Source organism: Paenibacillus eucommiae (assembly GCF_017874215.1).
Classification (GTDB): Bacteria; Bacillota; Bacilli; order Paenibacillales; family NBRC-103111; genus Paenibacillus_AI; species Paenibacillus_AI eucommiae.
This window is the reverse complement of record NZ_JAGGLB010000054.1, coordinates 1-13144: the sequence shown is the minus strand read 5'-3', so window position 1 is coordinate 13144 and position 13144 is coordinate 1. Positions and strand designations below refer to the sequence as shown.

10 protein-coding genes are annotated in these 13144 nt (G+C 45.3%); 8 read left to right on the top strand and 2 right to left on the bottom strand.

Translation table 11 applies throughout. From position 1 onward, the window contains the following. The first annotated feature begins 114 nt into the window (after nt 1-114). The 3 genes from J2Z66_RS40015 to J2Z66_RS40005 are packed head-to-tail and all read left to right on the top strand — an operon-like array spanning nt 115 to nt 3297. On the top strand, nt 115-897 hold the full coding sequence (locus tag J2Z66_RS40015) for an ABC transporter ATP-binding protein (protein WP_209979313.1): 783 nt from the start codon (nt 115-117) through the stop codon (nt 895-897). Next, nucleotides 872-2797: an ABC transporter permease gene (locus J2Z66_RS40010; RefSeq protein WP_209979311.1), complete on the top strand. Its 1926-nt coding sequence runs from the start codon at nt 872-874 to the stop codon at nt 2795-2797. The genes J2Z66_RS40015 and J2Z66_RS40010 overlap by 26 nt, the downstream gene beginning before the upstream one ends. Nucleotides 2798-2829: 32 nt before the next feature. Continuing rightward, complete coding sequence (locus J2Z66_RS40005) at nt 2830-3297, top strand: LytA/YqiH family protein (protein WP_209979308.1); 468 nt, start codon at nt 2830-2832, stop codon at nt 3295-3297. A gap of 580 nt (nt 3298-3877) precedes the next feature. Here J2Z66_RS40005 and J2Z66_RS40000 read toward each other — a convergent pair. After that, complete coding sequence (locus tag J2Z66_RS40000) at nt 3878-4891, bottom strand: oxidoreductase (RefSeq protein WP_209979306.1); 1014 nt, start codon at nt 4889-4891, stop codon at nt 3878-3880. 36 nt (nt 4892-4927) lie between these two features. Further along, nucleotides 4928-6088, bottom strand: coding sequence for an AI-2E family transporter (locus tag J2Z66_RS39995; RefSeq protein WP_376774562.1), 1161 nt, complete (start codon nt 6086-6088; stop codon nt 4928-4930). A gap of 179 nt (nt 6089-6267) precedes the next feature. On the opposite strand from J2Z66_RS39995, the gene J2Z66_RS39990 reads away from it, so the two are divergent. From J2Z66_RS39990 to J2Z66_RS39970, 5 genes are all read left to right on the top strand, one after another. Continuing rightward, nucleotides 6268-6945, top strand: coding sequence for a response regulator transcription factor (locus tag J2Z66_RS39990; RefSeq protein ID WP_209979303.1), 678 nt, complete (start codon nt 6268-6270; stop codon nt 6943-6945). Nucleotides 6946-6947: 2 nt separating this feature from the next. After that, entirely contained in the window at nt 6948-8390 is a 1443-nt protein-coding gene (locus tag J2Z66_RS39985; protein ID WP_245376198.1) for a HAMP domain-containing sensor histidine kinase, read from the top strand. A gap of 876 nt (nt 8391-9266) precedes the next feature. After that, nucleotides 9267-10379, top strand: coding sequence for a Fe(3+) ABC transporter substrate-binding protein (locus J2Z66_RS39980; protein ID WP_209979299.1), 1113 nt, complete (start codon nt 9267-9269; stop codon nt 10377-10379). 2 nt (nt 10380-10381) lie between these two features. Further along, nucleotides 10382-12034: an ABC transporter permease gene (locus J2Z66_RS39975; RefSeq protein ID WP_209979297.1), complete on the top strand. Its 1653-nt coding sequence runs from the start codon at nt 10382-10384 to the stop codon at nt 12032-12034. Beyond that, nucleotides 12031-12675, top strand: a complete 645-nt coding sequence (locus J2Z66_RS39970) for an ABC transporter ATP-binding protein (RefSeq protein ID WP_209979296.1) — start codon at nt 12031-12033, stop codon at nt 12673-12675. The genes J2Z66_RS39975 and J2Z66_RS39970 overlap by 4 nt, the downstream gene beginning before the upstream one ends. Nucleotides 12676-13144: the final 469 nt, after the last annotated feature.

Here is a 13144-nt window from a genome sequence, read left to right as displayed (position 1 = left end):
GGTGACAAAAATGTAAGCTTTCTCAGTAAATGTGAAAGGTAAATCGATAGGTTCTCAAGCCTCTCACCGTGTATGATGGATCATATATTCATTAGCGTTATGGAGGGCGAAAGAATGGAAAAGCATGTGTTAAAAGCAGAAGCCATCACCAAAATTTATGGAGCAAAAAATGGACTTCAATATAAAGCGCTTGAAGGCATTGATTTGCAAATTGGTAAGGGTGAGTTTGTTGGCATTATGGGGCCTTCTGGGAGCGGTAAAACTACGCTTCTTAATATTATGGCTACCATAGATAAGCAGACTTCGGGGCAGCTTGAAATTAATGGTGTTCGCCCCGCTTCACTTCCGGACAAACAATTGGCTTTGTTCCGCAGGCGGGAGCTTGGGTTTATTTTTCAGGATTTTAATTTGCTGGATACGTTATCGATTAAAGAAAATATTATGCTTCCGATGGTGCTGGATGGTCTACCTATTAAAGAAATGGAAAGACGTCTTGATGACAGCGCGAAGCTGCTTAACCTGACGGATATTTTAAATAAACGGACCTATGAGATATCTGGCGGACAGAAGCAGCGGACTGCAATTGCTAGAGCTATGATTCACCAGCCTGCCATTCTTTTGGCCGATGAGCTGACGGGGAGCCTTGATTCCAAGGCGGCGAAGGATGTTATGGAATCTTTAGAGCAGTTAAACGAGCAGCGCGGCTCCACCGTTCTGATGGTAACGCATGACCCATTCGCTGCAAGCTATTGCAGACGCATTGTTTTTATCCGCGATGGCAAGCTTTTCTCTGAAATTCGCAGAGGCTCCAATAGGCAGGCGTTTTTTCAACAAATATTGGATTCACTGAGCGTGCTGGGAGGGAATTTCAATGAAATTTCGCCATCTCGCCATTAACAATGTACTGGGCAACCGTCATCAATATAGTGCTTTTTTCTTTAGCAGCGTTTTTGCAGTCATGATTTTTTTCATTTACGCTGCGTTTATCCTGCATCCTGATGTCCGCGGCGGTAAAATTATAGGCGGAGAAGCTGTCGCGATCGGCATGATCGGCTGTGAATGTATTATTGTGATTTTTTCTTTCTTTTTTGTATTGTATTCGTTCTCTGCTTTTCTGAAATCCAGAAAAAAAGAATTTGCTCTGTTCCTGCTATTTGGGACTACCAAGGGACAGCTGCGGCGGATGGTGCTTTACGAAAACATGCTGATTTGCTTGTTATCTCTGGGTGTGGGCATTGGCTTCGGGATGCTTTTTAGCAAGCTCTTTTTTATGATTATTTCTGAAATTATATCCTTGGACAATCCTCTGCGCTTCTATTTTCCGAAGACGGCAATTCTAATTACTGCAGGCGGCTATATGGCGCTGTTTCTAGTCATTACTATGTTAGCGATAAGAAAAGCAATTAAACAGGAAATTATCGAGCTGATGCAGGCGTCGAGACAGCCGAAGCTTCCGCCGCGTTTCTCTATCTGGCTTGTCCTGCTGTCCATCATTTGTCTGGGGAGCGGTTATGTACTCGCTTATACGATGACGCCTGGGAATATGCTGTTTATTATGCTGCCGGTTATTGCACTTGTTGTTATCGGTACGTATGGCTTATTCACCCAGTCGAGTGTTGCTTTGCTCAAAGGGCTGCAGTCAAATAAATCGATCCATTATAAACGCACGAATATGATTATTATTTCGCAGATGATATTCAAGATGAAGGATAATGCCAGGATCTTATTCTTGGTATCGGTGCTGTGCGCTGTTATATTAACCGCTTCGGGCACATTGAATGTGTTTATGAATGGCAGTAAGGAGCAGCTTATCGATCATGCGCCTCAAACGTTCGGTTTTGTGGAGACTGGACTTCATGCCCATAATGTGGTCGATCCAGAGGATGTAAGACGCATTCTGAAGGAAGATGGCTTAGAATTGGATTATGAGCTGCAGCTGGTCGGCTTGACGGTACAAGCTGAACTGCCGGCTATCAACCGGGAGCTTACCGCGATGCTTGTTTCCGAAAGTGATTATAACATCCAGGCAGCCAGAGTGAAGAAGAGGGACCAGGTGAAGGTTGCTCCAGGACAGGCCTGGTTTGTATATCCGTACCGGGAGATGAAGAAAGAACTTGTCTCCAAGGGTGAGCAGATTAGCATGAAGATGAATGGGAAACCGCTGCAGCTGCAAATGCTAGGCCAAAAATCAGGGGCGATTTCCAAACCTTACGGTGCCTCTGGGTATTTATTCGTACTGAATGATCAGGACTACAAGGAGCTTTCTGCCATTCTGCCAGATGAGCTTAAGACGGTAGCATATGGCTTTGAATTAAAAAAATGGGAGTCGGCGCTCAAGACTGGACAGAAAATAGAACAGCTCGTACCTGCCCATTACAAAAATGCTTTTGAATCAAGAGTGGATTCGTATCATATGTTCATGCAAATTGCTTCGCTTACTTTCTTTATTGCTATATTTATTAGCATTTTGTTTTTTATGGCTTCTGGAAGCCTACTGTATTTCAAGCTGTTTACTGAGCTTCAAGAGGATAGAGCCCAACTGCATTCACTTCGCCGCATTGGCGTCACTCGTCAGGAGATCAACAAGATCGTCACTGTACAAATTGCCATCTTATTTTTCATCCCTTGTGTCGTTGGCGGTTTGCATGCGGCGTTCGCTATGAAGGCATTTTATAATATTTTCAGTACAAATGTGTTGGTTTACGCAGGCGTAGTGCTGCTCGTTTACCTTGCCATGCAAACCGTTTATTTTCTGATTGCAAGAAGGTCCTATTTGAAGAAAGTGCTTGTTGAGTGAGCATCGTGTATAATACTATTGAGGTGATAGTAATGAAAAATGTTAAAACGTACAAAAGCAGTAAAATGCTCCTGATGCTTTTATGCGGAATGCTAATCCTTGTTCTGGCAGCATGCGGCAATGACAAGAAAGCTGGAGAAGAAAGCAGCAGTACTCCCATTCCTACTGTTAGTCCAAGCCTTAGTCCAAGTACCAGTCCAGCACTAAGTCCAATTCCGAGTCCTACGACTGATGTTACGCAAACTCCTGCTCCGACGGGAAGCACAGCACCAGAGAATGAAGCAGCAAAGACGCTAAAAGGAGAGGGCTCCTACACAGGCCAGGAGGATTCTCACACGGTTGAAATTACAATGAACGGTGAGCCAACTTCCTTCCAATTTGGAGATGACACAGCCGCTGTCATAGACGGTTTGAAGAAGAATGATCATGTCGAATTTGAATATATCGTTAGCGATCCAGAGAGCAAACAGCTTACCTTGACCAAAATCGTGAAGAAATAGCAAATAATAAAATGTGGTTTGGCATATGTAGTGTTAGTGTTACAAACTTCGCTGTGGGAAGAAAGTAAAGCCCCGGATCTTTGATGGTTTTCCCATGATGTCGTTCTAAGTAATAAAAACCTCCGACTGCACTTTGTGCCAGTCGGAGGTTTTTAATATTGAAGTTATTGAAAAGTATTACCTTTTGTGCCCTCAGGAATGCAGCCTCTGTTGCCGGTTCGTTAGAGCGCTGCATGTTCGGTACTTAGAAGCTGAGTGGGAAGGTATGTGGGAGGAAGAACGATAGTAGGTAGCAGGCCGCCTTCCAGACCGCAGAAAAAGTCTCTTCCAATCAACGGAAAAACCCTTACTAGCTGTCAGTTTGAGCTTGGTGTTCGTGCGATTGTAGCTGAGAAGGGAATGGGTGTGGGAGGAAGAGCGATAGCGTCCGCCTTTAAAGATTTGTTCCAACATCCTCATCCATTCCATTCAAGGGAACAAATCTTTAACAGCGGCTGGAGCCCACATCGATTCCCTTCGCAACGCACCCTAGTCTCAAACAGCCTCCTCAAAGGACTCCCAAGAAGGCGTATTCTCATTCTCATACATCTTCGCTGATACGGATCACGGTTCTGCCGATCAAGCTTCCGCTTAATATTGCTGCTGCGTGCTGAGGCACTTGTTCCAGTGTGATTTCTTTCGTAATCAATGCATCCATTTGCGCTGGCTTCCAATCATCGGACAAAAGCTGCCACAGCAGCATCCGGATGTCCATCGGGCAGTAGACGGAATCGATACCCAGCAAGCTGACGCCCCGAATAATAAACGGAAGCACAGTTGATTTCAATTCTCCGCCTCCAGCCAAGCCGCAGGCGGCAACGGACCCGCCATAGGAGATGGCTGCCAGTACGCCAGCTAACGTATCGCCGCCGACGGAGTCGATCGCAGCGGCCCACCGCTGCCGCTCCAGCGGCTTTCTTGCGCTTTCGTCCTGCAGCAGCTCCCCGCGACCGATGATGCGGGCAGCGCCCAGCATCTGCAGATAAGCATGCGCATCCGCTTTGCCGCTTGCTGCAACAACGGTATACCCGCGCTGCGCAAGCAGGGCAACAGCCATGCTGCCGACACCGCCGCTGGCTCCTGTCACAAGCACTTCGCCGGCACCAGGGCGCAGCCCGCTCTGCTCCAACCGACTTACGGCAATAGCAGCAGTTAAACCTGCTGTGCCGAAGCCCATGGCCTCCCTGAACGATAGCTCGTCAGGGAGGGGGACGATCCATTTTGCCGGAACACGGGCGTATTCGGCATAGCCTCCCGATGAAGCTGTTCCCAGCTCATAGCCAGTTACAAGCACGCGGTCTCCGGCCCGAAAGGCAGCGTCTTGCGACTGGACGACGGTTCCCGCGAGATCAATGCCCGGTACGACCGGGAAAGAACGGAGGACTTGACCTCCTCCAGGAAGAAAGGCAAGCCCGTCTTTGTAGTTAAGGCTGGAATAGGCGACTTTGATGAGGACATCTCCTGCTGGAAGCTCCTCTAACTTGATTTTTTTTAAGCTGATTTCAAAGGAATCATTCGTGCGTTCATGCACCCAAGCAGTAAAATCATTAAGCATGGTTCAGCAGCTCCTATTCGAATATCAATCACTACTTTACAGAAAAGGCGGCTCCTTGGGATCATATAAACGAGTCCGGAACTTAAACCAGTTAAAGAGGTGGGTCGCAATAACTTTAATTACTGCATATCCGGGAACGGCCAGAATAATACCGACAACTCCGAATAAATTACCGGCTGTAAGGATGACGAAAATAATCGTGATAGGATGAATCTGCAGGGATCTTCCCATAATTTGCGGAGAAATAAATTTGCCCTCAATCAATTGTACGATTGTCCAAATGGCAATCATCTTAAGCAGCATAACAGGGGATGTCACTGTTGCGACAATTAAGGCTGGTGTGATCGCGATAGCAGGCCCCAGATAGGGAACGATGCTTGTACATGCAGCAATAACAGCAAGCACAAGGGAATATTCCAAGCCAATTATCAGGTAGCCCATATACAGAAGGAAGCCGATACAGAAGCTGATAATAATTTGTCCGCGAATATAGGAACTGATCTGATGATTCATCTCTTGCATCACTTGTTCGGTCTGCTCGTTAAGGGAGGTTGGCACATAGTTTAAAATAAACGGCAGCAGTTTTTTACCATCTTTGAGCAAATAGAACAGAATGAAAGGTACTGTGACAATAGCGAGCAGTGTTTCGCTTAAAACACCCAGAAAGCCACCAATACCGGACCAGGAATTACTTAGCAGCTTCGTAGCCCATTCAGATGCATTTTTAGTTAACTCCTCTGTATTAATGCCAATGGTTTGTTGGAGCTGATTAAAGAAGTCGCCCCCGATCCATTTTTCAAACCGCAGTTCTATTTCTTTGCTATAGGTTGGGAAGTTTTCAATCAAGCTCAATATTTGGACGCGAATAAGAGGAATGATATTGAGAATTAAAACGGTAACGATTCCTATAATAAGAAGGTAAAGAATGAGAATGGAATAAATACGCTTTACCTTTCTCTGTTCCAGCATATCAACAATGGGATTCAATAAATAAAAGACAACACCTGTGAGGATAATCGGGAGGATAATAGTTTTAAGCAGTACGATGAATGGGGTGAATACATAAGAAATTTTGTTTAGGATGAAAATGTTTAAACCAATTAGCAGCAGAACTAATAAAAATAATACAAAGCGGTTATTCAAAAAGAATTTTTTGAACCTTTCTGCCCAATTACTTCGGGAATTTTCCATATTCATCGTCCTTCCGCCATTTTCCGTTCATTAAGTTTAGTTTACAGGAGTACGGCTTGAACATCAACTGTTAGCCCGGCTCTGGACGCAGACTCCCACATTTATTAAATTGACAGTGAGAACAATTATTATCTACAATGATTCCTATATATACCTACAGTATGCAGCAAAAGGGCGGGACTTGGATGAAAAGAATTTTACTGATCGAGGACGAGAAGAATCTGGCGAGATTTATTGAGCTGGAGCTTAGGCATGAATCGTTCTCCGTGACGGTTGTCTATGATGGTGTGACAGGGCTGAAGCTTGCCTTGAACGAAGATTGGGATATTATTTTGCTGGATTTGATGCTGCCGGGCATGGATGGAATCGAGATATGCCGCCACATACGTGCTGCCAAGAAAACTCCGGTCATCATCCTGACGGCCAGAGACAGTGTGGAGGACCGGGTTTCCGGGCTGGACAGCGGTGCCGATGATTATATGCCTAAGCCCTTTGCTATCGAGGAGCTTTTGGCGCGCATGCGGGTTATTTTCCGCAGACAGGAGGAGCGTGAGGAGGAGCACGGAACTTGGCTGGTTTTCAATGAGCTTAGCATCAATCTGGATTCCAGAAAGGTTAGTAAAGGGAATGAGAGCATTGATCTGACAAAAAGAGAATATGATCTGCTGGTCGCCTTTATGCAAAATGTGAACCGGGTCATGACTCGCGAGACGCTGCTGGATACGGTATGGGGGTTCGAAGCAGCGGTCGATACAAATGTGGTCGATGTGTATGTGAGGTATGTGCGGAACAAAATTGACAGCCCCGGGGAATCAAGCTATATTCACACCTTGCGCGGCATTGGATATGTGATGAGAAAATGAGCTTGAAGAGGTTCAAAATAAAGCTGAACAAGCTGGCCATTCCTTTCTCGAAAATTCCAATTAAATGGAAGTTGACCTTGTGGTCTTCGCTGCTGCTTTTTTTACTGTTCACGGCATACAACACCGTACAATATGTGTTTGTAGAGAAATGGATGATCAAACAGGAGGAAACGAACACTGCACAGAAAATGAGGGAAATTCTGAACTATTTTCTGGAAAAAGAGTTAGCTTTCGAGGAAGCCGATTTTCCGCAAATTCGCAGCTTTCTGGATAAAGTGAATCAACAAAATCAGCTCATTCGCGTTTTGGACGCTGAGGGGAATGCGATCGTTTTCGTTTCTGAGGATATGCCGGAGCTGGGGCTGGAGGAGCTTTCGAGTCTGGGTACAGAGCGGGCAGGAACCTGGCATTTAAGCAACAACTTATTGATTATGAGAAGTCCGCTCACGATATTTCAGTTCAATGGAACTATTGAGATCGTGAGAAATATGGAGGATTTTGAAAAGCTGATCACGGCAATTTTTCGTGTGATGCTGGTCTGTGGGCTCGGCTCTGTTGTGTTAAGCGGATTGGGAGGCAGGATGCTGGCGCGGCAGCTATTAAAGCCCCTGCAATCTATGGCCGAGACGATGCGCAGGATCAAGGAAAAAGGCTTGCATGAGCGTGTTCAGGTTAACGACAATAAGGACGAAATCGCCACACTGATGAAGATGTTTAATGAGATGATGGATCAAGTCGAAAGGTCTTTTCAACAGCAACGGCAGTTCGTCGAAGACGCATCGCATGAATTGAGGACACCGTTAGCTATCATTGAGGGGCATCTTTCACTGCTGCAGCGCTGGGGAAAAGGGGATCCGGCTATTTTGGAGGAATCGCTGGACGTGTCCATTCAGGAGCTTTCCCGCCTAAAAGGGCTTGTACAAGAGTTGCTTACATTAACACGTTCAGAAAAGCTGAGTTTGGAAGCTGCACCAAAATTGCAAAATCCCGACCAGACTATTCAACAGCTCATCAAAAATATTGCGCTACTTCATCCGTCCTTCCATTTTGAAAGCAGACTGGATGCTTTATCCAATGTCACTATTGCCGTGGATGCCCCTCATTTAGAGCAGATTCTGTTGATTATTATGGACAATGCGGTGAAGTATTCCGGCGACAGCAAGCTTATCCGGGTAAGCGGAAGCGTGCAGCAGGAAGAAGCCAGCATTGAAATCAGCGACTTTGGTATTGGCATACCTGAGGAGGAGCTGCCTTTTGTGCTCAATCGTTTTTATCGTGTGGATAAGGCTAGGAGCGGGGAGCAGGGCGGACATGGACTAGGATTATCCATCGCTGAACGCCTGGTCAAGCGTTATAGCGGCAGAATCGAGCTTCAAAGCGAGGTCTACAGGGGGACAAAAGTAAGGGTGACTTTTCCGCTGGCTAACAATAAGCCCCGCAAATAAAACGTCGGCGGAACTTTTTTTATTTTTCACATCATTCTCTCATTTTCATCGGTTACAATATGAAAGTAGTCGACGCTAGTTGGTAATGATATTCATTATCAAAATGTGTTGGTTTAGAGAGCCTAGAGAGTGTTCCAAAGAGTGCTCCAAGAGTGCTCCAAAGCGTGCATATCTAATCCGCATATGTTCAGTCTCAATGTAACTAAATTAGGCTTATTTCTTGGGTGGAAGAGCTGTAATATCAACCTTCCTCCCGAAACTAGAGTGTACTAGACTTAACGATGTTTTTCATCGTTAAAGTAAGTGTCCGAGGTTAATCAGTCACTTTAATGATGATTTTCATCGCTAAAAGAGGACGGATGGCCTATCTGGGTAATAAAAAGGGACTTTAACGATGATTTTCATCGTTAAAGTAAGGATGTGGAGCGGACCTGGTGCTTATAACGATGAAAATCATCGTTAAAAGTTAAAGTAGCAGTTCTTCAGCAGTTCTGCATTCCCAGAGCTATTGCCCGCTAGTAAATCTCCAACTATCAGGAGAAAAAACCTTGTTGGTTGTCCGTTTGAGCTTGATATTGGTGTGATTGATGTGATTCGTGCGATTGTAGCTGAGAAGAGGGAAGGGCTGTGGGTGGAAGAGCGTGAGCGCCCGCCTTTAAAGATTTGCTCCTACCTCCTCATCTGTACCATTCAGGGAACAAATCTTTAACAGCGGCTGGAGTCCACAGCCATTCCCTCCCGGAACGCTCCAAAGTTTTGAACATGCACCTCAAAGAAGTTCACAAGTTTTTTTTTAACATCAAATGAGAATGAATATTGTTTTCAGAAGTTGGACAAGTTTTTTAAATAGTAAAAAGATGGAGAGGAAGATTGAAAATGAAAAAGAAATACATAGGCGGGGTTATGCTTTTAACGATGATGCTTATCTTGTTGGCTGGTTGTGGAGCTGACAAAACAGGAAACGAGGCGGCAGCGACTCCAGAACCAAAGGAAAGCAGCACCGTGAAGCCGACAGAAACGCCAGGCAAAAATAAAGAACAAGTTGTTAACGTGTTTACAGCAAGACATTATGATGTGGATAGCCAATTGTACGATGCATTTACGAAGAAAACAGGGATCAAAGTCAATGAGATTAAAGGTACTGCTGAAGAGCTGGTTGAGCGCTTGAAGCGTGAAGGGGAAAGCACGGAAGCGGATCTGTTCGTTACGGTTGACGGCGGCGTACTGAATTATGCCAAACAGAACAATGTGCTGCAGCCGATTCAATCCGATACGATCATCAATAATGTTCCGGAACAGTGGCGCGATAAAGACAATAACTGGGTTGGGATCGCTACGCGGGCGCGGGTTATCGTGTATGCGAAAGACCGTGTCAAGCCGGAGCAATTGTCGACTTATGAGGATTTGGCCAGCGATAAATGGAAAGGCAAAGTATTGGTGAGATCTTCTTCAAGCTTGTACAACCAATCTTTATTGGCTTCATTTATTGATCTGAATGGGGAACAGCAAGCTGAAGAATGGGCGAAAGGCATCGTTACTAACCTTGCTCGTAATCCTGAGGGCGGAGACCGTGATCAGGCAAAAGCAATCGCCGCAAAAATCGGTGATGTAGCGATTATGAATACGTACTATGTCGGACAAATGCTAAACTCCAAGGATGCTGAGGAAGTCAAGGTTGCAGAAAACATCGGAGTCTTCTTCCCTAATCAGGATACAACAGGTACTCATCTTAATATTAGTGGTGTAGGAATGACCCAGCATTCTAAAAATAAGGAAAATGCGATCAAGCTTGTTGAATTTATAACGGGCGAAGAAGGTCAAAGCTTATTAACACAAGGAAGCTTCGAATTTCCGGTTAACAAAGCGGCAAAGAAGCCCGATTTACTGAATACATGGGGTGAATTCAAAACCCAGCAAATCGACTTTGCCAAGCTAGGCGACCATAACAAGAAAGCTACCGAAATTCTCAATAAAGTAGGCTGGAAATAACAATGAGATTTTCTGATTTGCTGCGCAACCTGAGAAGGAATCGTAACGGTTGGGTATTACTGAGCGTGATTGGGGCCATCCTGGCCCTTCTCCCGTCTCTTTATATTTTATCGGGACTTTTTCAAAAACCGAATGAAAATTGGCAGCACATCAGAACTTACATGCTGCAGGATTATGCGCTGCAATCTTTATTGCTAGTGCTGGGCACCGGTTTTTTTACCGTGTTAGTTGGTGTCACCCTGGCCTGGCTTGTTGCGGCGTATGAGTTTCCGCTCAGGAAGTTTTTTTCTTGGGCTTTTGTGCTGCCATTGGCCATTCCTCCATACATTGCAGCGTATACGTACGGATCTATGCTGAGTTATACCGGGAGCATACAAACCTTTATGCGCAATGTGCTTGGCTGGACGCCGAATCAGCAATTTTTTGACATCATGTCCATGAAGGGCGCTATTTTTATTTTTACCCTGTTTTTATTTCCGTACGTCTATCTAATTACAAAAACATTTCTGGAAAAGCAAAGTGCTTCCTTTATCGAGAACGCAAGGCTGCTTGGTAAAAATCCGCTGCATATTTTCTTTCGCGTCGTGCTTCCTATCTCACAAGCTGCGATCGTTGGCGGAGTCAGTCTTGTTGCTTTTGAAGTTTTGAATGACTTTGGGGTTACAAAGCATTTTGGGATTCAGTCGTTTACGACAGCGATCTTTAAAACCTGGTTCGGCATGTATGACGTGGACTCCGCGATTCGCCTGGCTGCGCTGTTAATGAGCGCGATTATTGGCTTGTTTGTGATTGAAAGGCTGCTGCGTAGACGCAGGAGATACAATGCTTCAACAGCTAAAGCCAGTCAGCTTCAACGCAGAAGGCTTCGCGGCATGTCGGCATATGCAGCTTTTTTCTTTAGTGCGCTTATATGTTCCTTTTCTTTTTTTATACCTGTTGTACAATTGATTGTATGGGCAAAATGGACGTATCAGGACGTGATGAACGCTAAATTTGCTGAGTTGATCGTGAACACCGTGTTCATTTCCCTGGTTTCGATTACCGTGTTGATTGTATTTGCTGTAATTGTGGCTAATGTGAGCCGTTCCGGGCGCTCTATATTTACACTGGCTCTTTCTAAAGTGATATCGATGGGTTATTCTATCCCGGGCGCCGTTCTATCCATTGGTGTGCTTGCCGTATTCATTTCATTGGATCATCAGTTGAGTGGAGTTTATGAAAGTTTAGGCTGGGGCGCTAATAAGCTGGTGCTCAGTATGTCGCTGGCTATGCTGGTTTTTGCTTATATTATCCGATTTTTGGCAGTTGGCTACAATGCAGTGGAAGCGGGTTATGAGAAAACGGGCAACCGTTATTCGGAAGCCTCACGTTTGCTGGGGATGGGGATGACCCGGACTTTTTTTAAAGTCGATCTGCCGCTGATCAAAGGGTCCGTGTTAACGGGCTGTATCCTGGCATTTATGGAAATCGTCAAGGAATTGCCGCTCACCTTGCTTTTACGGCCTTTTAATTTCGATACATTGGCGACAAAAGCTTACCAGTATGCCAGTGACGAACAAATCCACCAGGCTTCCGTTCCGTCCTTATTCATTATCGGGGTCGGCATGATATCTGTCTTTTTCTATCATTGGTTAGGGGAGAAAAACACAAAATGACTATTTTTGAGATGTCGGATATTTCGTTTCATTACTCTAAGGACAGCGGGCGCGTACTGAACAATTTCTCCCTGAACATGAAGAAGGGCGAAGTGGTTGGTGTGCTGGGTCAGAGCGGTTGCGGTAAAAGCACCCTGCTGCGGCTAATCGCCGGACTGGAAGCGCCGCGCACGGGACGTATCGTTATTGGCGGAAAAACGATGGTTGATTCCTCTCGTTTCGTTAATCCTGAATCCCGCGGAGTCGGAATGGTTTTTCAGGACTATGCGTTATTTCCTCATTTAACCGTTGCCCAGAACATCCTCTTCGGCTTGCACCGGCTAGCGAAAAAAGAGCGCTCGGAACGGCTGGATGAAATGCTTGATCTGGTCCAGCTGCAAGACTACCGGAAGCGTTATCCGCATGAGCTTAGCGGGGGACAGCAGCAGCGTGTCGCTTTTGCCCGAGCCTTGGCTCCCAAGCCGCATATTTTGTTAATGGATGAGCCGTTTAGCAATCTGGATGCCGACTTGAAGGGCAAAATTCGCGAAGATTTAAAGCAAATGCTAAGTGCAGCTAACATCACATCGATTCTCGTTACGCACGACAAAGAAGACGCGGATGTTATATGCGACCGCATCGTTCATATCGCGGCCGAATGAAACTCCACAGCCACTCCATGGGAATAATCCTGAGTTTATGAAAAAATATTTGTCCCTCAATTCCGAAAAAGGAGAGAGGGTTTTTCTTGTGAACTTATTAGAATGTGTAAGCTATTGGGGATGCCTGGAGTGAAAAGAAATAGTCTCGCGGTGCAGCTTTATAGCGATAAAGCATTTGTTGAGATTCTTCATTCACCGTGGAAATTAGAATGGAAGCGCAAATTTTCCTTATTGCCACTATCCCCTTCGCTCAGATGCAACCTCTATTAACAATCCGTTTAAGGCGTGCGTGTGCTTTGTGTGCTTCTCGTGTTTCACTTAACGATGTTTTTCATCGTTAAAGTATGTGTTCCAGGTCAATCCGCTGAGTTAGTGATGTTTTTCAGTTACTACTTAGGTAGGCTAAAAGGAAAATTGTCCGCGATAAGCAGAAGTCAAAGAGGAAAGAAGAGGAAGTTTTTGTTTAAGG